This is a genomic window from Paenibacillus sp. PAMC21692 (assembly GCF_014303795.1).
GTDB lineage: Bacteria > Bacillota > Bacilli > Paenibacillales > Paenibacillaceae > Pristimantibacillus > Pristimantibacillus agaridevorans.
The window spans coordinates 663824-687365 of sequence record NZ_CP060293.1 but is presented as its reverse complement, the minus strand read 5'-3'; the positions used below and the strand labels follow the sequence as shown (position 1 = coordinate 687365).

Sequence of the window (23542 nt, the reverse complement as noted above, 5' to 3'; positions counted from 1 at the left end):
GGTTTGCGGGGCCTTTTTTGCTATGTTCAATAGTGCCGATACAGGAACGTTATCTGTATCATGCTTATTTGAACGATTGGGAACGGTCGTAGAACGATTGGTATAGCTCCACATATCGTTTAATGTTCAGCTTTTCAAGCTTGTCGAGATGTGCGGCCCATTGCTTGTCATCTACGCCTTTCAGTACGGACTGAGCAAGGAAATTTTGAATATAGGTGTCGATTTCCGTAAACATATTATTTTTTTCCTGCTCCGCTTCGATGGTATCCATCCCTTTAGGAATGACTTCTTCTTTCAAATAGGACTTATAAAATATGTTTTTGTCTTGCTCTCTAAGGTCCCGCGGATCTGTAACGTTTTGATTTTCGATATCCTCGTCCTTGAGTAGATAGAAGCCTTTCATGCCTGGCGATTCGGTATGGCGGAATTCCGCGAAGTTGTTGATTCCTTCCGGAAGGGTCGTAATTTTTTCCCATTTTCCGTCCGCGTTTTCTTTCCAGATTACATCTTTGCGGCCAAAAGCCATCGTCATCATTCGCTCGAAGTCCGAATTGATATACTCGTACATCCGTACAATCGCTTCGGGATATTTGGAGTTAACGCTGATGGCGAATTGATCGATGTCCAAATCTCCCGCGAATTTCGATCCCAGAACCGTAATTTCTCCATTGGCGTCTTTCATCGGGAGAATATCGGTGTAATGCTCTGCATTTTCAGTGCCAACGGCAATATCGGCATAGGAGTGATGATTAAAAAGTCCAAGCAGTCCTTTGTTGCCTTTGGTGTACAGGTCCGTACTCTTCTGCACGAAACCATCCGGATCGATCAAACCCTCGGCATATAGCTTATGAAGGAAACGCAAATAGTCCAAATATCTATTGTCGGCCGGAACAAACAGCACCTTTCCGTCTTCGACCATGACATGCGCCGTTTCGTCGTTGACTAAACCAAAATGCCACAGCATCGCGTCCAGACCGTAGTTTTCGTCCGTATAAAAGCTGTACGGAATTTCATCCTTCTTGCCGTTGCCGTTAGGATCCTTTTCTTTAAACGCTTTTAACGTTTGATAGAGCTCTTCCGTCGTCTCGGGCACCTTTAATTGCAGCTTGTCCAGCCACTCCTGGTTGATCGAGAAGTTAACCCCCGTGTTTCCGCTTTTGGTCTGAAGCAGCGGCAACGAATAAAGATTGTCGTCAGGGAGGGTGCCCGCGAATTTGTACTCCGGATGTTTTTCATACAGCTCCACCAGAGTTGGAGAGTATTGCTCGATCAAGTCGTTTAGCGGCATTAGCGAACCTTTGTTTAACGTCAAGTTAGGAATGCCGCCGATAATGACGTCCGGCAAATCGCCTGATGCAATCGTCACCCCGATTTTCTCGTTCCATGCCATGGCCGGAACCTCTGTAATATCAAGCTTGATGCCCGTATCTCTTTCAATGATTTTAATGGCTTCCTTATCCATCCAGCTCGACCGATCTGTATCGCTCTTGGACACCAGCAGCTTTAAGGTAATCGGCTCATTTACGATCGGCATGCCCGTCGCATTAAAGATCTCCTTTCCGGAATCCCCTTCCTTATTCCCGTTTCCGTCGCCCGAACAGCCTGACACTACGGCAGTCAACATCGTAGCGGCCATTATTGTCGCTGCTTTTTTGTTCCATTGTTGCATCTTCATCTGTGCTGTAGCCCTCCTTTTGCTCCTTGAAGAAAACGTTTTCAATCGACTTCTATTTTATTATAGGCAAGTTAAAATCGCGTTTGTATGGACAGAACTCAGCGCTCTTTGTCATGAACTCACTTGTTTGCAAGAATGGGAATTCTAATTTGTACGGTTGTCCCTTCCCCTTCGACGCTATCGACCGTTAGACCGTATGGCTCGCCGTAGCTTACCCGAATTCTCCATTGGATATTTGCGATGCCGATTTTCTGTCTGCCTGCGCTTCCGAGCTCAAGCTCAGCCATGTCGGCAATCATTTGTTTGATGCGCGCCAGCTCCACGCCCGTCATCCCGGGACCGTTATCCCTCACTTGGATACACAAGCCGTCCTGCTCTAGCCATCCGGCAATGCTTAAACTTGCCTGGCCAAGCTTCTTTTCCAACCCATGATAAACGGCATTTTCGACGATAGGCTGAAGAATCATTTTTATCGTGTTCAGCTCCAGCAGCGCATCGGGTACATCGATCTCCCATTGGAATCGGCCGTTAAAGCGAATATCGATAATATTTAAATATTGCCGAGCAATATGGAGCTCGTCTCGAATCGTCACGTTGTCGTTGCCTTTAATGCCATAATTAAAGATTTCGGCCATCGAGACGGTCATATCTACAATTTCCGGCGCCTGCTTGGCATAAGCGATTCCGCCGATGCTTTGCAGCGTGTTAAACAGGAAATGCGGGTTGACTTGGCTTTGCAGGGCATAAAGCTCAGTCTGCTTTTTGCTGATTTCAATCTGGTACATCCGCTTTTGCACCAATAGCTGATCGTGGTTCATGAGCTCGAGCTTTTGAAGCATGCGATTGATATAGAGGGCAATCCCTCCAATTTCGCTTTGGTAAGATGCCTGAATTCGTTTGCCGAAGTCTTCGACGCCAACCTTTCGAATTTCGTCGAGCAGCCTGGATAACGGCTTGGCGAAGCTGCGATGGAACACAAGGCCGAACAAAACGAGCAAAACAAGCATGCTAATGCCGACGATCATCGAAAAGCTTTTTAAAAACTCGTAATCTTTAACAACATTAGGTATCTTAATAACGCCTACCATGTTCCAGCCTGTACTGCCGATCTTCTCTCTGATCGCAATACCTTCCGAAGGCTTGGAGGGAAGCGACCCCTGATGAACCGATCCCGGAACGATTTGCTCCGAGTTCGATGCTACGACCCTATCCTTATAATCAACAATCACGAGATCTACTTCGTCTGACGGCGCGGCTTCATGCATAATCGTTCGCAAGGCATCCAGCTTCAAAAAGATGATCATCGTCCCCAAATTTTCCCCGCGTCTCGCATCAGGCGCACTATAAACGATTGGCATGACATAGGCGAGATAATCCCGATTTTCTATCTCATCGCCCTGCAAAAAAATAAAACCCTTCGATCCGTCGCCTTCACGAAGAGTCGTTTCTATTTGATCGAGCGCACTGGATACCTGAATGGAGTTATAATAATACTTTCGTTTCAATGCCGGATCTAAAATGACTACATTTTCGATTTCATAGTTGATCTCGACAGCCGTCGTAATCATGTCTTCGATGTACTTTTGGGCCTGAAAAATTTCAAAGGGGTCGTCGATGGCAAGAAACGTTTGCAAATAACTGTTGTACGAGAAATAAATCGCTGCTTTGCTCACTTTTTCAAAAATAATGTCGGTGGTATCGACAACTTGTTTGATGCTGCTTTTTGTAAACAGCTCCACACGTTCTTTGGTCACCTTCGTCATTTGGAAATAATAAATCATCTGGATGATGAGAATAAGCAGCATGGAGACTGCCAATATAGCACCGAACTGCGTGCGTATTCGCCAGCTGGAAAAGTTCCATTTCATTTTCATGGTTGATTGACTGCCTTTCGATATTCCGAAGGGGTTTGTCCATAATACTTTTTAAATACCTTGTTAAAATAAAAGTAGTCGGGATAACCGGACTCGCTGCCCGCTTCTTCTATGGTGAGACGATGGTTCGCCAATAACCCGGCCGCTTTTTTCATACGCAGCTCGGTGACGTACTCAGTAAACGTTTTGCCGGTATATTTGTTAAACAGGTGGCAGCAGTAATTTGAATTCAAATAAAACTGATTGGCGAGCTCCTTCAGATGCAGCTTATCTTGAATGTTGGACTGAATATAGTCCAGCATATCCTCGAATTTCAGATTGCGTTCGTTCGGGAGCGCAAGGCCGTAAGGCTCCTCCGAAGACTTGGGTTTGGCGCCAAGCCGCTCTCGCAGACGTACAAGAAGCCGATCCGCCTTGTCGGCGGCAATCGGCTTGAGGCAATATTCAAAGGCGCCCAGCGTTATTGCTTCTTGCGCGTAGGAGAACTCGGCAAAGCCGCTCATGATGACGAATTCACATTCTATCCCGAGCGTCCTAACCTCATTCATCAGTTCGAGCCCCGTCAAACCAGGCATTCGAATATCGGTAAAGATAACGTCCGGCCGGACGTCCTTTACCGAATCAAGCGCATCTTTGGCGTTGCTCTCCTCGGAAGCGATAACGAAGCCCCTATCCTCCCAGTTAAACGTTTGCTTCAAATAAACCATTGCCCACGGTTCATCGTCGATCAACATCACACGGTAGGTCATACGAATGCTCCCCCTTGCTGACAGAATGAATACTTTTTCGTAATTAACCTTTAACGGAGCCGATCATAACTCCTTTTACAAAGAAGCGCTGCAAGAACGGATAGATAACAAGAAGCGGCAGGGACGATACAATAACGACGCCATATTTGATCACCTCGGCAATACGCTGCTTTTCGGCGAGCGCCTCCAGCTCCGATGCATCGCTTGGCGCCGGCAGCGTCTGACCTTGCACCAAAATATCTCGCAAGATCAGCTGTAAAGGATACAGCTTACGTTCCGTCACGTAAATCAATGCGTTAAAGTAAGAATTCCAATGCCCGACCGCATAAAACAATGCGATTACGGCAATCACGGATTTTGAAACGGGCAGAACGACCGACATAAAAAAACGGAAATTGCCGCAGCCGTCGATAAATGCCGCTTCCAGCAGCTCCTTCGGAATCGTCTGTTCAAAAAAGGTTTTGCTAATGATTATATTATAGACCCAAACGGAGCCCAATATCATGAGTACAAAAGGCGTGTTTAGCAGATTCAGCTCTTTGACAACCATATAAGTAGGGATCAAACCGCCGTTAAAAAACATCGTAAATACCATAACTTTCATCAGCCACCCGCGTCCGGCCAGGTCCTGGCGAGATAGAGCGTAGCCCGCGAGCGTCGTCACCCCTACACCAAACAATGTCCCGCATACGGTATACAGAATGGTGTTGGCATAACCTTTCCAAATCCGCTCATCTTCAAAAATAAACTGATAGGCGGAAAAATCGACGCCAGACGGCTTAAAAATAACTTTAGCGGAAAGAATGTCCTCGGGCGAGCTGATGGAGGCAATCGTAATAAAGTACAAAGGGTAAAAGGTAACCAGCAGCGCCACCAAGGCGATTGCCGTAACGATAATATTAAACAGGATATCCGATTTGCTTTCACGCGCAAACATAGCTTTCCCTCCTACCATAGTCCGCTTTTTGTCGTCTTGTTAGCCAGCTTGTTAACCGCAATCAATACGATAAAGTTGATCACGTTGTTAAACAGTCCTATGGCGGAGGCATAACTGAATTGAGCGCCTTGTATGCCTATTTTGTACACATAGGTACTGATCACCTCAGACGTGGACAGGTTGGGAGCCGTTTGCATAAGAAATGTTTTCTCAAAGCCAACATTCATGACCTGGCCGACATTGAGAATGAGCAGAATAATGGCGGTAGGCAGGATGGAAGGAATATCGATATTCCAAATCCGCTGAAGCTTGCTTGCCCCATCCACCGTGGCAGCCTCATGAAGCTCGGGACTGACGCTGGCCAGCGCGGCAATATAAATAATCGAGGCCCAGCCTGCCGTTTGCCAGACGCCGGACCAAACGAACAAATGTCTGAATATGCCCGGATCGCCGAGAAAATCAATTTCCGTGCCGCCAAATGCGCGAATAACAATATTAATGATGCCGCTCGAAGGCGACAAGAAAACGAACAGCATGCCGACGAGCACCACAATTGAAATAAAATGAGGCGCATAGGTTACGGTTTGCGTCACTTTTTTGAGCCAAGGTATCGGCGTATACGTTAGCACCAAAGCAAGCAATATGGGAAAGGGGAACGAAACAAGCAGCTCGTATAAGCTGAGGAGCAGCGTGTTTTTTAGCAAGGTCCAAAACGAATACGAATTAAAAAAGTTTTCGAAATACTTAAAGCCGACCCACTCGCTTCCCCAGACGCCTTGGACTGGAACAAAGTCGCGAAAAGCGATCTGCAGGCCGTACAATGGCGCATACTGGAAAATACCAAGATACAAAAGCGCCGGCAGTAAAAATAAATACAACGTGCGATTTTTAAGAACTTGCCGCAGCAGCGGGCGTTTCTTCGGAACAGAACCTTCGATCATGAGTTGAATCCTCCCTTGCAAGCGATTTCATCGATGTCTTACTCATTATACTGGGGGAGCTTGCCGGGCTTGTATGGATTCGACTCAGCCTTTTTTGTAAAATACTCATATTTGAATACGGGATTCTCCAACGTTTCCGGGTTACTCGTACATACGGTTGGTTTTGCGATAAACGGAAGGAGAGACGCCGACTAGCCTGCGGAAGGTCGCCTTAAAATGGCTGTAATCTTCAAATCCGACATCGCCGGCGATATCGGCAAGCGAAGCTTCCGTTGCGAGCAGCAGCTCTTCGGCTTTTTCGATCCTTACCCGCAGCAAGAAACGATAGGGAGATATGTTCATGCTATTGCGGAAAAGCAAACGCAGATGTCCTTCGCTCGTATTGACGACGCCCGCCATATCGGAAAGTCGAATCGGGCTTGCATAAGCGCCCCGAATATAAGCGCATACCCGCCGAACCCGCTCATCGATGACCGGATCTGTCGTAACCATATGCGGCTCCATCCATGCCATGAGATGAGATAGCCAGCTCAAACAGACGGCCTGCATTTTCAATTGCGCAGTCACTTGCCGAATAGATAGCGAATCTCTTATGTTATCCGTGTCGATTGCCGCTTTAGTCCGCTTCCATGAGTAAACAAGCTCCTGCCAGCTTTCGGTCAGCTCGGCGGCTTGCGACTCCAAAGTAGACCTGCAAAGCTTAGGAAGGCCGTATAATTCGGACCACTCAATACCGTGCACATACACAGCGATACATGCGGACAAATAATGGAACGGCATACACCGACCTCTGCTCCAATGTGTTGTAAATGCCGCGTTCGGAGGAATAACGACCAAGTCGCCAGCCTTAAGCTCGTAAGCTTGTCCATTGACGATCAGACTGCGGGCGCCATCCAGCACATACCAAAACGTAACATTCGGGTTGCTGTAGACAGGGGAGTTCCATTCCGCATTCCTTTGCCATTCGAAGGCGAACCTGATCGTCGCTTTGTAATTATCGCTTAAGCTCACTGCTGCACCGCCCTTTATACAAGCCGAGTCATGTTCGTTTTTTACTAGAATATCATTATTCTCTCCCTATTTGCCAAGCATGCGCTGCGTTACCATTTAGGAGAAGGCCACTATTAACGGAAAGCGATGGTGCTTATATGAGAGCGATAATGGTGATGTTTGATACGCTAAACCGGCATATGCTGCCTCCATACGGCTGCGATTGGACGCACCTGCCTAACTTTAGCAGGCTGGCCGAAAAAACGGCTGTCTTTGATCGCAGTTATATCGGAAGCATGGCCTGCATGCCAGCCCGAAAGGACTTGCAAACCGGGCGCTACAACTTTCTTCATCGCAGCTGGGGTCCGATGGAGCCGTACGATGACTCAATGCCCGAGCTTTTAAAAACCAATGGCGTACATACCCATCTGGTGACGGACCATCAGCACTATTGGGAAGATGGCGGCGGCACGTATCATACGAGATACAGTACTTACGATCTCATCCGCGGTCAAGAAGGCGACCCGTGGAGAGGCCAGCTGCGAGATCCCGAGATTCCCCCACAAACATTGGAGCGACCATTAACCGGCATCTATCGCCAGGACTGGGTCAATCGCGGTTATTTGAAAGACGAGGCGGACTACCCGCAGGCGCGAACGTTCGAAGCGGGTCTTGATTTTATTCGGACAAATCAGCAGGAGGATCGTTGGTTTCTGCAGTTGGAGACGTTTGATCCCCATGAGCCTTTCCTTGCTCCTGAGCGATATCGTCAAATGTATCCGCATGACTACTCGGGCAAACACTTTGATTGGCCGCCTTACGACAAAGTCAATGAAACGCCGGAGGACGTCGAGCATATGCGCTACGAATACGCCGCGCTCCTTTCGATGTGCGACCATTATTTGGGCAAAGTGCTTGATCTCATGGATGAGAACGACATGTGGAAGGACACCATGCTCATCGTAAATACGGATCACGGGTTTCTGCTCGGCGAGCATGACTGGTGGGCAAAATGCATCCAACCGCTTTATAACGAGGTTGCCCATACTCCTCTGTTTATATGGGATCCCCGCTGCGGCGCGCACGGCGAGCGAAGACAAAGCTTGGTGCAAAACATTGATCTTGCCCCTACTTTACTCGAATTCTTTGGCGTCGACATCCCGCCCGATATGACCGGCAAGCCGCTTAAGGATGCAATCGCCTCGGATGCTCCGGTTCGTGAAGCTGCGTTGTTTGGCGTCCATGGCGCGCATGTCAACGTCACGGATGGACGATATGTCTATATGCGCGCCCCAGTATCGCCGGACAACATGCCGCTCTATAACTACACCCTGATGCCAACGCATATGCGCAGCCGCTTCTCTGTGCAAGAGCTGCAGCAGATTGAGCTGCAGCCGCCGTTCGCCTTTACTAAAGGCGTCTCGCTCCTCAAGATCGAGTCGGCGCGGTCGGACCGTTTCCATGGCTATGGCACGATGTTGTTCGACGTCGAAAAAGACCCGCGGCAGCAGCATCCGATCCAAGATGAAGAGCTCGAGCGTCGTATGATCAAATTGATGCTAGAATTGATGGCCGAGCACGACTCCCCGGAGGAGCAGTATGTTCGATTGGGACTGGAACGAGGCTGACTCCTCCCTTGAGCGCTGTTGTCACAGCGTCTCGGACTGGGCGCCTACAGCCCGCTTTGAATGAGTTGAGAAATCTAACGGACATGAGAGACGCTAAAATCGGATTTATGGCGCATTCCACATTCTAACAGACATAAAGAGACTGTCGATTCATTGTGTGCAAAGCCGGAAATGAAGCTATAATCGATCATCGACAACCTGTAAAGGAACTGAGAAGCCTTATTTTGATCATTTGACGTGATACTAGAATCTAATGGAACTGGGCGACGTTATTCGTGAGAAATCTAGGCAAACCGCGAACTTTTGCCCCTCTTAAGGGCTGTCAGTTCCGTTAGAATTGCGAAATCGCGCTTTTTGATTAAATAAAGCCTTTCAGTTCCGTTTACAGTTGCTCCGTTCATTTCTTACCAGACACATGCCTACAATTTAACTTATGCATAATTAATCGACAGTCTCATAAAAGCCTCTATTGCAGCGAAATCAAGCGGAATACGGCTTGTTTCGTACAAATAGAGGCGCTCATGTCCGTTACGTTTATAGAATACCCATAATGCGTTGAATAGCGTCGCTGATGTCCATTAGCGTGGCACCACTAGCGCGTTACACTAAGTTCAGGGCCAACGTCCCCATCATCCAGCACCCAACGTCAAACAACAAAACGCCAAGTACCCGGTCACATCACCAGGCACTCGGCGCCAAACGTCTGCCCAGCTAGGCAATTCGGATTCCCCGAACGTCTAGCTGGGTTTTTCTAGATTAAGCTTTTATGCAAGTCTAACTTTGAATTCCTCGTAACCGAACTCGCGAACAACCTTGCAGTCGCCGTCGGCGTACTTGATGGCAATCGCCGGAAGCGGCATGCCGTTAAAGGTGTTGGTCTTAACCATGGAGTAAATCGCCATGTCGCCGAATACGAGACGGTCGCCCTCCTTGAGCGGCTGGTCGAACGAATAGTCGCCGATCACGTCGCCCGTCAGGCAAGTTTGCCCGCCGAGACGGTACGTGTAAGGTTTCTCGCCGGATTCGCCCGAACCTTCGAGCGGCGGGCGGTAAGGCATCTCCAGCACATCCGGCATATGGCAGGTTGCCGACGTATCGAGGATGGCGATGTCCAGGCCGTTCTCATGAAGATCCAGAACGGAGGTAACCAGGTAGCCCGCGTTCAGCGCGATGGCTTCGCCCGGCTCCAGGTATACTTGAAGATTGTATTTGTCCTTCATGCGGTTGATGCAGGCGTCGAGCGTCTCGAGATCGTAATCCTCTCTCGTGATATGATGGCCGCCGCCGAAGTTGATCCATTCCATGCCGTGCAGGAACTCGCCGAATTTCTCTTCCACGGCATCCAGCGTCGTGGCGAGATCATCCGAGTTCTGTTGGCACAGCGTATGGAAGTGCAGGCCCGTTACGCCTTCCAGCAGCTCCGGACGTACTTGGTCGCGCTTGGCGCCGAAGCGGGAGCCCGGGGAGCAAGGATCGTAAATTTCGTGTCCGACTTGCGTGGAGCACTCCGGGTTGATGCGGAGGCCGACCTTCCTGCCGGCCGCAAGCGCTCTGTCCTTGTACTTCTCCAGTTGGGAGAAGGAGTTGAAAATAATGTGATCGCAAATCTCGATGATTCTGTCGATCTCGTCTTCACGATAGGCAGGGGCAAAGACATGATTTTCTTTGCCCATCTCCTCGTGGCCCAAGCGGGCTTCGTACAAGCCGCTGGCCGTGGTGCCGCTAAGATATTGTCCGATCAAGGGATACATGGCCGTCATCGAGAAGGCTTTCTGAGCTAATACGATCTTGGCACCGGTCCGCTGCATGACGCCGTTCAGGATCTTCAGATTGCGCTCGATGAGCTCGTGATCAACTACGTAACAAGGAGTCGGGAGTTCTTCGAAGCGCATCTTAGCGAACCAGCTCCGCTTTCTTAGAATCGGCGTGATCGTTGTCGACCAGCACGGGGTTGAAATCTTCGACCCATGGCAGTCCCCACTTGTTTAGCTCTTCCATGAACGGATCCGGATCGAACTCTTCGATGTTGAACACGCCCGGTTTGTTCCACTTGCCAGTCAGAATCATCGCAGCGCCGATCATGGCAGGAACGCCCGTTGTGTAGGAAATCGCTTGGGATCCCACTTCTTTGTAGCACTCTTGGTGGTCGCAGACGTTGTAGACGTAATACGTTTTGTCTTGACCGTCCTTCTTGCCTTGGAAGATGCAGCCGATGTTCGTCTTGCCCACCGTGCGAGGTCCAAGCGAAGCCGGATCCGGCAATACCGCCTTCAGGAATTGAAGCGGAATAATCTTTTTGCCTTCGTATTCAATCGGCTCGATGGAAGTCATGCCGACATTCTCAAGCGCCTTGAGGTGCATCAGATAGCTCTGGCCGAAAGTCATGAAGAAGCGGATACGCTTTAGGCCCGGCATGTTCACCGCAAGGGATTCCAGCTCTTCGTGGTACAGCAGGTACATATCCTTTTGGCCAACCTCGGCGAAGTTGTACTCGCGTTTGATTTCCATCGGCTTGGTTTCGATCCATTCGCCGTTCTCCCAATATCTGCCGTTAGCCGAAACCTCGCGGATATTGATCTCCGGGTTGAAGTTGGTCGCGAACGGGTAGCCATGGTCGCCGCCGTTGCAGTCCAGAATGTCGATATATTCAATTTCGTCAAAATAGTGCTTGAGCGCGTAAGCGGAAAATACGCCTGTTACGCCAGGGTCGAAGCCGCTGCCCAGAAGCGCCGTGATGCCGGCTTTCTCAAAGCGCTCGCGGTAGTCCCACTGCCACTTGTATTCGAATTTAGCCGTGTCTTCCGGCTCGTAGTTAGCTGTGTCCATGTAATGCGTTTTTGTTGCAAGGCATGCGTCCATGATCGTAAGATCTTGGTAAGGCAGCGCCAGGTTCATGACGATGTCCGGCTTGAAATCGTTGATCAGCGCAATGAGCTCATCCACGTTGTCGGCATCAACTTGAGCCGTCGAAATTTTTGTTTTGCCGCCATCAAGTTTTTCTTTTAAAGCGTCGCATTTGGACTTCGTCCGGCTTGCGATGCAAATTTCCGTAAAAACGTCGCTGTTCTGTACGCATTTGTGAATCGTTACCGAGGCTACGCCGCCGCAGCCGATGATTAGTGCTTTGCTCATTGTTTTTAGCTCCTAACGTTGTGGGTTGTGGTGGAACTGCGTTCCATATCATTCCGAGTCGCCTTTGTATCTGCTACCTGCCATCATTTGCCATCAACGTCCAATAAGCAAAAAAAGCAAATGCAAATACGCTTAGTCGCGCATCACACTTGCTTTGATATCATCACCAATTAAAAAGCTCGGGGCTGTCTTATTACATCAGTACATCAGTAATAAACAGACTTCGGTAAGGAAGCTCTTTAATATTCGGATATATCATCATTTGATCAGAGTCTATATAGCAAATAATCACTTTTACCACTCTTATTGACCGTTTCACAAGTTGATGTGCGGATGCACAGGTTGTAAAGTAACCAACTTATAAAATTTGAGCTCTTAACTCAATCAATAAGGCAACTAAAGTTGCCAATCGGCATTTGACCCGGCTGTCCGTATGGCCTTAACTCCCCCGATGGGTTGTGGTCAAAAATTATCTGCTTCAATGATCAGGATATATTGAATATCGGCTTTCTCACTTCCACTAGGATATATTATCACAAAAATCGCAATAAGCAATAGGTAATTTCAAAAAAAAAAATTACTCCAAGTTTTGGAGAAGGACTATAGCCGGTTTTACGGAATATAGAACTTTATGAAAAAACACCATGTCTTCATTACGATCTTCGTTTTCGTCTCCTTACTGACGATTGGCCGACTTGTTTGGCTCGATCTCTTTAAGCCTTCCGAGCAGCCTTACGCTGTAAACGGAAGGCTTGATTTGCATGGCTGGAAAGCGGCGTCCGCTGGAACGATTACCACCTAGCGCTCGCACTTCGTCGGAGCTGTATATTAACGGCAGGCGGATGGCCTCTTCCGGTCGTCCGGCGAGTACGGAGCAGGAGTATCGGGCGGAAAATTTGCCTTACACCGCGACCTTCATGGCGGACGAGCAACGTACAATCGAGCTGGTCATTCAGGTTGCCAATTATTCCGACCCGCGAAGCGGGGGACTGGTGCGATCACTTAGATTCGGAACAGACGAAGCGATATATCGTGAAAGGCAGCTCTCCCTGGCGACACAATATTTGATCGCCGCTGCGCTTATCATGCAGGCAGCTTACCTGATCATCTTTTTTATGATCGAACGGAAGCAATTTTGGTTATACTTTGCCCTCGTTATTTTAAGCTATACCACCATCATGTTAAACAGCAGCGATGATAAATTATTGCATCAATGGCTGCAAATTTCCTATGCCTGGGGCTACAAAATTTTATGTTTGTCCCTTACCGTATTGATGTATTCGCTGCTGCGAATAACCATCGATCAGATGGCAGCGGCATGGCGGGTTCCTGTAAGGCGTGTTTACAGCGTGTTGGCCGTCATCGGCATCGCTGCAAGCATTGCGTTGCCGCCACAGAGCAGCGATGCCTTGCAGTACGCTATCTTTCTGTGCGCTGCGCCGGTGATCTTGATTCTAACCGTGTCTGCGCTACGCAAGTCGGTGCGGGGCATTACAAACAGTTTGCTGCAATTTCTGGCTTTTTTGGCGTTTGCCAATCAAATATTTTGGTGGCTGTTATTAATCTATACCGGTACCAAAACCATGTCTTACCCCTTTGATCTGATTTTAGCTATGATTCTGTTATCTTCGATCTGGATTAAGCGCTACTACGTCATGTATACCGAGCAGAGGGAGCTTGCCGCGAAGCTGGAAGAGATCAACCGGAGAAAAGATGAGTTTTTGGCCAATACGTCCCATGAGCTGCGCAATCCGCTGCATGGGATGATCAGCATGTCCCAGGTTGTGCTGAAGCGCGAGAGGGAGATCATCAGCGATACCAGCATCCACGAATTGGATACGATCTTGAAAGTCGGTCGTAGAATGTCGCTTATGCTGCATGATCTGCTCGACACTGAACGATTGAAGGATAACAGTCTACGGCTTCAGTTAACAGGTGTTGCTCTGCAGCCGGTCGTCAATGGAGTAATAGACATGGTTCGATTTATAGCTGACGGCAAGCCGATTATTTTAAAAAATCAAGTGTCCGAAGAGTTCCCGAATATTCTGGCCGATGAGAACCGTCTCATTCAGATATTATTTAATTTGCTTCATAATGCAGTGAAGTTCACGCACCAAGGCGAGATCGTTGTAGGGGCGCATACGGAAAAGAACAGAGCGGTTATCACCGTATCGGATACAGGCGTGGGCATAGATAAGGAGATACTGCTTCGAATCTTTGAGCCCTACGAGCAAGCCGCGATAAACGGCTATAAGGGCGGCTTCGGCCTCGGGCTGAGCATATGCAAACAGTTGGTTGAAATTCATGGAGGATCGATCGAGGTGCACTCCGTTCCCAACCAAGGCTCTCGGTTTATTTTTACGATGGCGCTTGAGCATGGTGTTGAGGCAAAGGGGGCTGGAGCACAGACCGCGTTTGCCAGCTTGGTTTCTGTCCAGAAAGCGAATCAGGAATATGGGAAACCGATCGACTATGTTCCAACTATAAATGCAGAGACGGTCCAGGCTCAGCCGACCGCACGCAATATGACGGGTAGGCCTCGCATATTGGCTGTAGACGACGACTCTTTGAACTTGAAGGTGCTCGTATCCCTGCTTTCCGTCGATGCGTATGAGGTAACGACCGTTACAAGTGGTGACGACGCCTTGGCAATGCTTCTGAAACAGTCATGGGACCTTGTCATTACAGACATTATGATGCCGAGAATGACAGGGTATGAGCTTACGCGGCGAATACGAGAGCGATATACGATGTCTGATCTGCCAGTGCTGGTGCTGACTGCTCGTACAAGGCCGGAGGATATTGAGCAAGGCTTCCTGGCAGGCGCCAATGATTATGTCACCAAGCCGGTTAATGCCAGAGAGTTGCGCGTCAGAGTGCAGGCTCTGACTGAGCTTACCGGCTCGTCGCGAGAACGTATTCGCATGGAGGTGGCGTGGCTGCAGGCGCAAATCGAGCCTCATTTTTTCTTCAACACTTTAAATTCGATTGCCGCCTTGCATGCGGTTGATCCCGGGCAGATGCTGCTGCTGATTGAACATTTGGCCAATTATTTGCGAGAAAAGTTCAAGTTCCAGAGTGTTGGCGATTTGGTCAGTTTGAGAGATGAGCTCAAGCTGGTGCGCTCCTACTTGTTCATTGAGCAGACCAGATTTGACTGGTTGCGCGTGGAATGGGAGATAGAAGAGGAGGGTCTGGAGCTGCGAATTCCGCCTTATTCGATTCAGCCTCTTGTGGAGAATGCGATCCGTCATGGTTTGATAAGGCGCAGAGAAAACGCTACGGTTCGGATCAAGATCGCAAAGCAAGAAGATGGAGTCGTAATATCGGTCATCGACAACGGAATAGGTATGGAGAAGGAAAAAGCGGATGTCCTGCTAAAATCTGGTGCCGGTCAAGGTATCGCTTTGCGCAATATAGACCTTCGGCTTAATCGTTTGTACGGAGCCGGTCTTAACATTGTTAGCGAACCGGGTGTGGGGACGACTGTATCTTTTAAAATATAGGTATAAGCGAGTTAATCCTGGGGTTTGGATAATTTCACAAACAGTACAACAATTGAGCGAAAATACACAATTAAGATGAGGGAAGGGCCATTTATCGGTACATATATACACAATTATTGGTTCAAAGAGGTCCCGAACGACGTTAGGAAGCGATAATTTGTGTATTTTCGTACAAATTTTCTGTACTGGACTCCATTTGTTGAAAAAATAGGGATAAATGCACAAATGTGCAGAGAAGCCGATTTCCGGGCCAAGCCATGTACAGCCCCGGCAACGAGTTTCTCATCGTACGCTAATCAAAAAACAGCCCAAAAATCCTGCAACAGGATTTTCGGGCTGTTTGGCGCCGCCAAAGGACGACGACAGCCGTCTCACCTTGGCTCGGCAGGCATGAGCCTGTCCGATTATTAAGCTTTGTTGGAAGATCCGAATTCTCTGATCTTGCCGATAACCGTTTGTTTGATAGCTTCGCGGCCCGGGCCGATGAATTTACGCGGATCGTAAACTTCGCCGTCAGCAGCTAGAACCTTGCGAACAGCTGCCGTGAACTCCATTTGGTTCTCGGTGTTTACATTGATCTTAGCTGTGCCAAGAGAGATAGATTTTTTGATATGATCCGTCGGGATGCCAGTGCCGCCATGAAGAACGAGCGGCAGTTTGATCACTTGGCAGATTTCTTCCATTTCTTTAAAGCCCAGGTTCGGCTCGCCTTTGTAAGGACCGTGCACGGAGCCCAGCGCGGGAGCGAGGCAATCGATGCCCGTACGTTGAACAAGCTCGAAGCACTCCTTCGGATCCGCATAAATTACGCCGTCAGCGATAACGTCGTCTTCTTGTCCGCCAACAACGCCCAACTCGGCTTCAACGGAAACGCCTTTGGAATGCGCGTATTCAACGACTTTTTTCGTCGTTTCTACGTTCTCTTCGAACGGATGGTGGGAAGCGTCGATCATAACGGAAGTGAAGCCGGCGTCGATAGCCGCTTTACACTTCTCGAAGCTGGAGCCGTGGTCGAGGTGGATAGCGACCGGAACCGTGATTTTGGATTCTTCGATCAGGGCGCTAACGATAGCCGTAACGACCTTGAAGCCGCCCATATATTTGGCCGCGCCTTCGGATACGCCGAGGATTACCGGAGATTGCTCGGATTGAGCCGCGTCGAGGATCGCTTGCGTCCACTCCAGGTTGTTGATATTGAACTGTCCTACCGCGTAACCTTCTTTAAGCGCTTTGTTCAGCATGTCCTTCATAGATTCCAATGCCATTGTTGATTGCCTCCTACATTGTGTTTTTTAGATCATTGCTCTATGGTCTTGCCGCACTTCCCGATCGGGTTACGGTCTGCGGGATCCTTCTTCAGCTTAGTCTCTTCCTCATTGGCATGTTTGCATACCAGCGCGCTAACAAACCAGGCAGTTCCCGGCAGGCTCGTCTTCCAATCTCCTGTCCAATTGTTACTCAATTGTTTATTATACATGATCTCTGCAAATTTAGCCGCAGTTCAGCGTGAAAAAACAAGCATTTCCCTGTAATTTTTGTGTCGGAGCATGTGTAAGCGTTAACTTTAGGGAAATAAAGGATGCAAGAGGTTGTAAAGAGCTGTTATGATGCGTCACGGTCTCCATGCCCTACTGTCTTGGTCGACGGTCGTAGCACGAAAAAGACGGCTTAACCCCGAATTTCGACCGTTGAGTCCAAAAGCATATTAAATTGTTGGATTCCGGATTACATTGGGGTGGAAGCAAAGTCGAGACGGAGGTGCCTTTATGAGGAGAGGAATAAAGATATTAGCCGGTGTAGTTGCGCTAGGGCAGCCAAAGGGTTCATAAGGATCAATAAATCGCAGCTTGTCAATCTGCTGCATGTCAAAGAAATCATTCCTTGGTTTAATTCCAGATATATGCTGAGAATGGACAATGGCGCCGAATTGGAAGTATCCAAGATGTTCTCGAAGAAGCTTAGGCACACACTCAACCTATAGGGGAAACCACATGGAAAATATGAACCTGGCAAACGTAATAAAATCGTTTTTTCTCGGTATCGGCATTGGCGTAGCGCTGCTTATGTATAACCATGAGGCTGTTCCAAGCGACGTTAGGCTGATCAGCGTATTAGCCAGCGGGAGCATCGGTTTCCTCATTGGATTAATTACAGAGTGGCTGACGGCGCTGCTTCCCATTAGTTTGGCCAAAGCTCGAACCTATTTTTTTATCAATAACCTGATTGCCGTTATCGTGGCTGCTTTCTTTATGGCATTATTAATGATTTTCCCGGGCAGTAGCGTGGATGATAAGGGTGAGCTTGTGCCTGTTTTGGGAATTGTGCTCGGCGTTATATGCGCAGCCAATCTATTCGACTATCTGATGTATAGGAGAACGCAAAGAAAATTGCAATCGTATAAGTCGCAGATGCAGGACAATTGAAAAAAAGATTTTTAAAGTATCCATCATTTTATCGCAAAATGATTGTATTTACGCGCGGGTCTGACTCAATAGAGTTAAGCAATGTTTAACTCATAAACTGGCAAGCATAAATCCGAAAACAGAGAAGCCGGAAATTTGGTGATTGTGTCTATCACCAGATTTTAGGCTTCGTTCGTATTTACTGATTTCGCCCGATGACAAATGGATTAATGGACCTTTCGCAGCTTATCCCTGTTTGCGAATTGTATTCGGAGAACAACCGAATTGGCGCGTAAATGCGCGGGTATACGAATAGATATCGGGATAGCCGACGGACAAGGCTATTTCGGTTACGGACAATGAACTTTCCAGAAGTAATTTCTTGCCTTGTTCAAGTCTTGTCTTTATTAAATATTCGGAAGGCGGCATGCCGACTTCCTTGGTGAAAATTTTTGACAGGTATGTTCGGTGCAGGCCTACATACTTCGCCAGATCATCCACGGTGATTTTTTCCGTATAATAGGCATGGATGAAATCCAGGCACTTGCTTACCCATTCGCTTTGCGATTGAGTATAACTTGAACGAGCGTCGGGCAGCAGCTTGCTGAATATACGATACATCAGACTGTACATCGTCATCAGATGTTTACGGCTGTCTCCCTTGCACCACTGAAAAATTTGCTGCAGCAACAACTCCATGTCTTTATCCACTGTGCCCCTCTGATAGGGCTGTTCTTCGGAAAAACCAATCATCGACAATATTTGCCGGGCCTGGTGGCCGTCGAATGTGATCCATGTCATTCGAAGAGGATGCTCTGAATTCACAATTTGATAGGAATAGATCGTGTTCGGGAATTTACAAAACATGTCTCTTTTGCCTAACACGACTTTCTCTCCGTTATAGACAAATTCCACATTTCCTTCATGGATGAAATGAATATTGCAATAGGGAGTTTGACGCGGCCCGTTCCGATAATTGGGCTTTGCGATGTTAGTTCCAATACGGACAGGCCATACACCGCCGAGCTCGGCAAAACCATCCGGCTTGTAGTACCACAAATCTATGAATTCCACGGGTGTTTCCTGCATATTGCGACGCCTCCCACAAGGGCTAAATGAACAAACTACTAAATGCTAAAAACAGACTACTTGTTGATATTTCCTGCTTAGAATAAGTGCGTTATGATTTAGAAGGGTTAAACGATAGTTATTATAAGGGATTTGTAAATTTATTATTAATTTATGTTAAGATTTTCTGAATGTAAAAAGGTGCTCGATCTAGGTTGATTGAGGACGATAAGACAAAAGTAGAACGGAATGAGAAAATGCTTATTAAACATTTCTACAGCGTTAAAGACGTGCATTCGCTCTCTGATACCGGATCCGCGTGATTGACAATATCTTCTTTTAAATTTATAACAGCGTTTACATTTCGTTAATAAAGCAAGCGATTAAATTGTCGAATGAGGAGGTGTAAGCATTCATCAAGGTAGTTCTTTATGAATGACAAGCTTTATCAAAGGATATTGCATATTGCGCAAACGGTCAATCGTTTGGGACGGAGGGAAGCTATTGAGCAGAGGATCATTGGCCAAATGGTCGGTTAAACCGTATCTATATATCTTGCCTATGGTTGTCATCTTTGGGGTGTTTAGCGTATATCCCATGCTACGCACCGTATTTTTATCATTTATGGAAACTAACGCTATCGCGACCCAAATGCAATTTGTCGGTCTTGGCAACTATTCGGACATGACTTCGGACAGGCACTTCTGGAGCGTTGTTGGGAACACGGCCATTTACGGCTTCTCCCAGGTCATTCTCACCTTGGGGCTGGGGCTGCTGTTTGCGGCGGTGGCCAACAGCAATATGGTTAAATTCCGCACATTATTCCGGCTGTCGGCCTTTTACCCCTATGTGTTGCCCATCGCGGTGGCCGCTATGGTGTGGATCTACCTGTACAATCCTTCTCGCGGCGCCATTAACCTGCTGCTGGACCACCGCATCCAGTGGTTGAATAGCTATGACTACGCTCTGCTTGCACTCATTATTGTCTCGGTATGGAAATCGCTAGGATTCAGCTTTTTGCTGATTTTGGCGGGGATGCAGAACATCTCTAAGGAGTATTACGAGGCTGCGGCGCTTGAAACAAACAACCATGTCAAACGTTATTTCATGCTCACACTGCCTATGCTGATGCCCACGCTGTTTGTCGTGTGTCTATTGTGCGTCACCAGCAGCTTCCAATCTATGGATCTCGTTGCGATTATGACCCAGGGCGGTCCGGGCCATTCCTCCAATGTGCTGATGTACTACATCTATCAGGAAGGCATCATCAATCGACGTCTTGGTTATGGCAGTGCCATGAGCACGATATTCCTGCTGGTATTAGTTGCGTTCACAATCGTTTATCTGAAGTTTGGTGAGAGGAGGGTGGAATATGAGCGCTAAAGCAACAAATGTTGACTGGGACAAAAGCGGCGCGGTGGCCAAACGCAAAAAAATCGCAGCCACTGTGATCGTTAACGCCATTATTCTCGTTGTCAGTCTTTTGTTCCTGTTGCCCTTGGCATGGATCATCATCACCAGTATGAAAGACCAGATGGACGTGCTGAAGCAGCCGCTCGCCATTATCCCGTCGGAGTTTATGTTTGTGGAGAATATGAAGGAGGTGTTGCGCCGCGCGCCCTGGGGCGTTTTTTACAAAAACACGATCATCGTGGCGGTGGGAGTCTTGGTGGCCCAGCTTTGTATCAGCATTCCGGCTGCTTATGCCTTTGCCAGCTTTAAATTCAAGTTTATGGGCTTTTTCTACCTGTTTGTGCTGGCGCGGCTGCTAGTTTCCCCAGAGAGCTTGCTGTTGCCCAACTACCTTACCATCAACGGATTGAACCTGTACAACACCCTGCTAGGCATTGCCCTTCCGAGCATTGCCTCGGCCATTGCCATCATCATATTTCGCGGGGCGTTTCTGGAGATACCAGCCGCACTGAAAGACAGTGCGCGCATCGACGGCTGCGGCGACTTCAGGTACATGCTGGTGATAGGCATTCCTACAATAAAATCTCGTATTATCGCGTTTTCAATCACATCACTGGTGTATCAATGGGACAACTATTTCTGGCCCATGGTCATCACCGAATCGGTGCAAAAGCGCACCCTCGCCGTAGGCATGGCCTACTTTGGCATCCAGGCGGAAAGCGCCTCGGAATGGGGACTGACCATGGCGGCGGCGATTCTGGTAGTTTTGCCTCTCTTAGTGGCCTTTGTGTTTTTCCAGCGTCAACTGGTGGACAGTTTCGTCACCTCGGGCATCAAGTAGCCGGCCATTAATAAAGCCCAGGATATGCGATGCCTGTAACTTGTATTATGCACGTTGGCGTGTGTAATAAAATATCGAATGGAGGAAATCATTCATGAAGAAAAGTTCCTTGAAAAAAAACAGAAGGTTTTCACTGCTCGGCACCGTGTTGTCCCTGACGATCGTTTTTCTGGCGGGGTGCGGTGACGGCAATTCAGTCGACTCGTCCACTAAGTCCCCAAGTGACGGCAAAGCGGTTGAACTGGTCTATTATTTCCCTACTCAGACCTCGGGACCATTGGCCGTTGCTATGGAGGGGATCGTGAAAGAATTCAACGCGGCGAATACCGGAGTCCGCGTGACCGCCACCTTCACAGGCAACTACGATGAAACCATGCAGAAGACCTTGACGGCCATCTCTGGCGGCAATGCCCCGAATGTGGTTCTCAGCGGCTACAGTCTCTCCAACCTGCTTAGCATTGACGCGTTGGTGGATCTGAACACTCTGATCGCCAAAGAGCCGAAGGACTTTCTGGACGATTATATACCGGGCTTCTTCACCTTATTCGAATACCCTGGCGATGTGCTGTACGGCATGCCTTTCCAGCACAGCGGCACGATTATGTATTATAACAAAGATATCTTTAAAGCCGCAGGCCTGGACCCTGAGAACCCTCCTGCAAGCTGGAGCGAGTTGAAAGCGGCCACCGAGGCCATCAAGGCCCACGATGCCAGCCTGGTACCCTTTGAGTTTATGGGCGACAATTGGATGACCGAGGCTCTGGCGCTCTCCAACGGCGGCGCCGTCCATCAGGATATGGATACCATGTCCCTTGATAATCCCGAACTCATCGAAACCGTCTCTTTTTTCAAAGGTCTGATGGACTCCGGCCTGGCCGAGGATAACACCAGTTACGGCGGCGCGGCGGAGAATTTCCTGGCCGAGACCACCGCTATTATGACAAACTCCAGCGGCTCTTTGGGCAATGTGACCAACACCGCGACTTTCGACTGGGGCATTGCCAAACTTCCTGCTGGCGACGGCAAAGAACCCGTTGCCCTCTTGGGCGGAGGCGGCTTCATCATCATCGGCGAGCACCCTCAAGAAAAGATAGATGCCAGCTGGGAGTTTGTGAAATACATGACCAGTCCGGAAGTTTCCGCCAAATGGATGCTTGCCAGCGGGTACTTCGGACCTCGTCAATCTGCCTATGAGCTGCCCGAGATGAAGGCCATGTATGAGGAGAAACCTCAGTTCGCTACGACATTAGAGTTACTTCCGATCTTGAGGAGTCCTTTTATGATCACAAGTCATTTCGCCGAAGTGTCCAACACCTTCAAATTGGCGCTGGATGAGAGTTATCTGAACAATGCCGACATTACTGCAACGCTTCAGAAGGCACAGAAAGAAGCTCAAGCCTTTTTGGACAAATAAAATGAAGTGAAATGATATGAAATGACGGAAACCAGCCTCGGGATTCTGGGACTGGTTTTTGTTGTTACAAGCGGCCCGGTCACAAACCCACGATCAAAGGAGCAATGAGATGGAACCGTTTAGCTTTGGTCTACTGGCAGACATACAATATGCAGACCGCCCCATGCGGATGGGGCGGTATTACCGGAACGCCCTGGGTAAAACGCGTCAATGCATGGACAAGTTCAACGGCATGTCGGTGGATTTTTGCGTACACCTGGGAGACCTCATCGACTGGCCCGATCGGCCGGACAAGGGCCGGGAGGCACTGGCCGCCATCATGCCGGTGATGCGTGAATTTCGTGGTCCCATGTATTATCTGTTGGGTAATCACGATGTAGACTCGGTGCCTAGCGCCGAACTGGCCGCATTGTTTGAGATGCCGGGCGGACAAACCTGGTATTCCTTCGATCACAAGGGTGTGCACTTCGTTGCGCTAGATTGTAACTTCAACGCTCAGGGCATACCCTACCAGCCGGAGGCGAACAAATGGGACGAATGTTACCTGCCTCATCCTCAACTACGTTGGCTAGAGGCTGATTTGGCGGCGGCGCAGTCGGACGTCGTGGTGTTGATGGTGCACGCGCTGCTGGATGATCTCGAGGACCCCCATGTGATCAAAAACGCCCCCGAGGTGCGCCGCACACTGGAGAACTGCAATAAATCCGTGGTGGTGCTTCAGGGACATATGCACACCGGGCATGAGAGCGTGAAGAACGGCATTGGCTATCACACCTTGCGATCGATTGTGGACGGACGAACCCGCACCTGTTATTGGGTAGTGGAGGTAGGCCCAGGCGGCATAACAGCCGCGGTGTATGACAGCACACGCAACAATGGACGACCCACTCGGCGAGTATTACTCGAGTATGAATAAGTTAGCTGGAAGATACTTGGATATTAATTCAAATGTGGCTTCATGAATGGCTAATC

At 48.7% G+C, this 23542-nt stretch carries 19 protein-coding genes; 9 read left to right on the top strand and 10 right to left on the bottom strand.

The genetic code is table 11. From position 1 onward, the window contains the following. Positions 1-64: 64 nt before the first annotated feature. The 6 genes from H7F31_RS02755 to H7F31_RS02730 all read right to left on the bottom strand — a co-directional run bounded on the left by H7F31_RS02755 (position 65) and on the right by H7F31_RS02730 (position 7187). Positions 65-1675, bottom strand: coding sequence for an extracellular solute-binding protein (locus H7F31_RS02755; protein WP_187102934.1), 1611 nt, complete (start codon positions 1673-1675; stop codon positions 65-67). Between the two features lie 119 nt (positions 1676-1794). Continuing rightward, the gene (locus H7F31_RS02750; protein WP_187102924.1) at positions 1795-3549 is read right to left on the bottom strand and encodes a sensor histidine kinase; all 1755 of its coding nucleotides are present in this window, start codon (positions 3547-3549) and stop codon (positions 1795-1797) included. After that, on the bottom strand, positions 3546-4298 hold the full coding sequence (locus H7F31_RS02745; protein WP_187102922.1) for a response regulator transcription factor: 753 nt from the start codon (positions 4296-4298) through the stop codon (positions 3546-3548). The genes H7F31_RS02750 and H7F31_RS02745 overlap by 4 nt, the downstream gene beginning before the upstream one ends. Before the next feature lie 43 nt (positions 4299-4341). Beyond that, positions 4342-5235 carry a carbohydrate ABC transporter permease gene (locus H7F31_RS02740; RefSeq protein WP_187102919.1) on the bottom strand — a complete coding sequence of 298 codons (894 nt, stop codon included), beginning with the start codon at positions 5233-5235 and terminating at the stop codon, positions 4342-4344. 11 nt (positions 5236-5246) lie between these two features. Next, positions 5247-6176 carry an ABC transporter permease gene (locus H7F31_RS02735; RefSeq protein ID WP_087568337.1) on the bottom strand — a complete coding sequence of 310 codons (930 nt, stop codon included), beginning with the start codon at positions 6174-6176 and terminating at the stop codon, positions 5247-5249. 141 nt (positions 6177-6317) lie between these two features. Further along, on the bottom strand, positions 6318-7187 hold the full coding sequence (locus tag H7F31_RS02730; RefSeq protein ID WP_187102918.1) for an AraC family transcriptional regulator: 870 nt from the start codon (positions 7185-7187) through the stop codon (positions 6318-6320). A 137-nt stretch (positions 7188-7324) separates the two neighbouring features. On the opposite strand from H7F31_RS02730, the gene H7F31_RS02725 reads away from it, so the two are divergent. Then, positions 7325-8794, top strand: a complete 1470-nt coding sequence (locus H7F31_RS02725) for a sulfatase (RefSeq protein ID WP_187102915.1) — start codon at positions 7325-7327, stop codon at positions 8792-8794. A gap of 764 nt (positions 8795-9558) precedes the next feature. On the opposite strand, the gene nspC is transcribed toward H7F31_RS02725, so the two are convergent. Together nspC and H7F31_RS02715 are read right to left on the bottom strand one after the other, a co-directional pair. Continuing rightward, a complete protein-coding gene (gene nspC, locus H7F31_RS02720) occupies positions 9559-10686 on the bottom strand; it encodes a carboxynorspermidine decarboxylase (protein ID WP_187102914.1) in 1128 nt (375 codons plus the stop codon). Between the two features lies 1 nt (position 10687). Beyond that, positions 10688-11926 carry a saccharopine dehydrogenase family protein gene (locus H7F31_RS02715; RefSeq protein WP_187102912.1) on the bottom strand — a complete coding sequence of 413 codons (1239 nt, stop codon included), beginning with the start codon at positions 11924-11926 and terminating at the stop codon, positions 10688-10690. Positions 11927-12557: 631 nt separating this feature from the next. On the opposite strand from H7F31_RS02715, the gene H7F31_RS02710 reads away from it, so the two are divergent. Next, positions 12558-12728: a hypothetical protein gene (locus tag H7F31_RS02710; RefSeq protein WP_187102910.1), complete on the top strand. Its 171-nt coding sequence runs from the start codon at positions 12558-12560 to the stop codon at positions 12726-12728. Further along, a complete protein-coding gene (locus H7F31_RS02705; RefSeq protein WP_187102908.1) occupies positions 12688-15432 on the top strand; it encodes a hybrid sensor histidine kinase/response regulator in 2745 nt (914 codons plus the stop codon). The genes H7F31_RS02710 and H7F31_RS02705 overlap by 41 nt, the downstream gene beginning before the upstream one ends. 407 nt (positions 15433-15839) lie before the next feature. Here H7F31_RS02705 and H7F31_RS02700 read toward each other — a convergent pair whose 3' ends face one another. Beyond that, on the bottom strand, positions 15840-16697 hold the full coding sequence (locus H7F31_RS02700) for a class II fructose-bisphosphate aldolase (protein ID WP_087568330.1): 858 nt from the start codon (positions 16695-16697) through the stop codon (positions 15840-15842). Between the two features lie 470 nt (positions 16698-17167). Between H7F31_RS02700 and H7F31_RS02695 the strand changes: the two genes are divergently transcribed. Both H7F31_RS02695 and H7F31_RS02690 read left to right on the top strand, forming a co-directional pair. Beyond that, entirely contained in the window at positions 17168-17413 is a 246-nt protein-coding gene (locus H7F31_RS02695) for a LytTR family DNA-binding domain-containing protein (protein WP_261800281.1), read from the top strand. Between the two features lie 10 nt (positions 17414-17423). After that, on the top strand, positions 17424-17855 hold the full coding sequence (locus H7F31_RS02690) for a hypothetical protein (RefSeq protein WP_187102906.1): 432 nt from the start codon (positions 17424-17426) through the stop codon (positions 17853-17855). 225 nt (positions 17856-18080) lie between these two features. Here H7F31_RS02690 and H7F31_RS02685 read toward each other — a convergent pair whose 3' ends face one another. Continuing rightward, the gene (locus H7F31_RS02685) at positions 18081-18923 is read right to left on the bottom strand and encodes an AraC family transcriptional regulator (protein WP_187102904.1); all 843 of its coding nucleotides are present in this window, start codon (positions 18921-18923) and stop codon (positions 18081-18083) included. Positions 18924-19406: 483 nt separating this feature from the next. On the opposite strand from H7F31_RS02685, the gene H7F31_RS02680 reads away from it, so the two are divergent. The 4 genes from H7F31_RS02680 (at position 19407) to H7F31_RS02665 (ending at position 23486) form a co-directional block, all read left to right on the top strand. After that, complete coding sequence (locus H7F31_RS02680) at positions 19407-20285, top strand: carbohydrate ABC transporter permease (protein WP_187102903.1); 879 nt, start codon at positions 19407-19409, stop codon at positions 20283-20285. Then, the gene (locus H7F31_RS02675) at positions 20275-21156 is read left to right on the top strand and encodes a carbohydrate ABC transporter permease (protein ID WP_187102902.1); all 882 of its coding nucleotides are present in this window, start codon (positions 20275-20277) and stop codon (positions 21154-21156) included. Before H7F31_RS02680 ends, H7F31_RS02675 begins: the two co-directional genes overlap by 11 nt. 94 nt (positions 21157-21250) lie before the next feature. After that, positions 21251-22570 carry an ABC transporter substrate-binding protein gene (locus H7F31_RS02670; RefSeq protein WP_187102901.1) on the top strand — a complete coding sequence of 440 codons (1320 nt, stop codon included), beginning with the start codon at positions 21251-21253 and terminating at the stop codon, positions 22568-22570. Positions 22571-22679: 109 nt separating this feature from the next. Further along, positions 22680-23486 carry a metallophosphoesterase gene (locus H7F31_RS02665; RefSeq protein ID WP_187102900.1) on the top strand — a complete coding sequence of 269 codons (807 nt, stop codon included), beginning with the start codon at positions 22680-22682 and terminating at the stop codon, positions 23484-23486. Positions 23487-23542 lie beyond the last annotated feature (56 nt).

Bases quoted from the DNA above. Each gene is read 5' to 3' on its own strand.
- H7F31_RS02755 (WP_187102934.1), bottom strand. From the start codon at position 1,675: ATGAAGATGCAACAATGGAACAAAAAAGCAGCGACAATAATGGCCGCT.
- H7F31_RS02750 (WP_187102924.1), bottom strand. From the start codon at position 3,549: ATGAAAATGAAATGGAACTTTTCCAGCTGGCGAATACGCACGCAGTTC.
- H7F31_RS02745 (WP_187102922.1), bottom strand. From the start codon at position 4,298: ATGACCTACCGTGTGATGTTGATCGACGATGAACCGTGGGCAATGGTT.
- H7F31_RS02740 (WP_187102919.1), bottom strand. From the start codon at position 5,235: ATGTTTGCGCGTGAAAGCAAATCGGATATCCTGTTTAATATTATCGTT.
- H7F31_RS02735 (WP_087568337.1), bottom strand. From the start codon at position 6,176: ATGATCGAAGGTTCTGTTCCGAAGAAACGCCCGCTGCTGCGGCAAGTT.
- H7F31_RS02725 (WP_187102915.1), top strand. From the start codon at position 7,325: ATGAGAGCGATAATGGTGATGTTTGATACGCTAAACCGGCATATGCTG.
- nspC (WP_187102914.1), bottom strand. From the start codon at position 10,686: ATGCGCTTCGAAGAACTCCCGACTCCTTGTTACGTAGTTGATCACGAG.
- H7F31_RS02715 (WP_187102912.1), bottom strand. From the start codon at position 11,926: ATGAGCAAAGCACTAATCATCGGCTGCGGCGGCGTAGCCTCGGTAACG.
- H7F31_RS02710 (WP_187102910.1), top strand. From the start codon at position 12,558: ATGAAAAAACACCATGTCTTCATTACGATCTTCGTTTTCGTCTCCTTA.
- H7F31_RS02705 (WP_187102908.1), top strand. From the start codon at position 12,688: ATGGCTGGAAAGCGGCGTCCGCTGGAACGATTACCACCTAGCGCTCGC.
- H7F31_RS02700 (WP_087568330.1), bottom strand. From the start codon at position 16,697: ATGGCATTGGAATCTATGAAGGACATGCTGAACAAAGCGCTTAAAGAA.
- H7F31_RS02690 (WP_187102906.1), top strand. From the start codon at position 17,424: ATGGAAAATATGAACCTGGCAAACGTAATAAAATCGTTTTTTCTCGGT.
- H7F31_RS02685 (WP_187102904.1), bottom strand. From the start codon at position 18,923: ATGCAGGAAACACCCGTGGAATTCATAGATTTGTGGTACTACAAGCCG.
- H7F31_RS02675 (WP_187102902.1), top strand. From the start codon at position 20,275: ATGAGCGCTAAAGCAACAAATGTTGACTGGGACAAAAGCGGCGCGGTG.
- H7F31_RS02670 (WP_187102901.1), top strand. From the start codon at position 21,251: ATGAAGAAAAGTTCCTTGAAAAAAAACAGAAGGTTTTCACTGCTCGGC.
- H7F31_RS02665 (WP_187102900.1), top strand. From the start codon at position 22,680: ATGGAACCGTTTAGCTTTGGTCTACTGGCAGACATACAATATGCAGAC.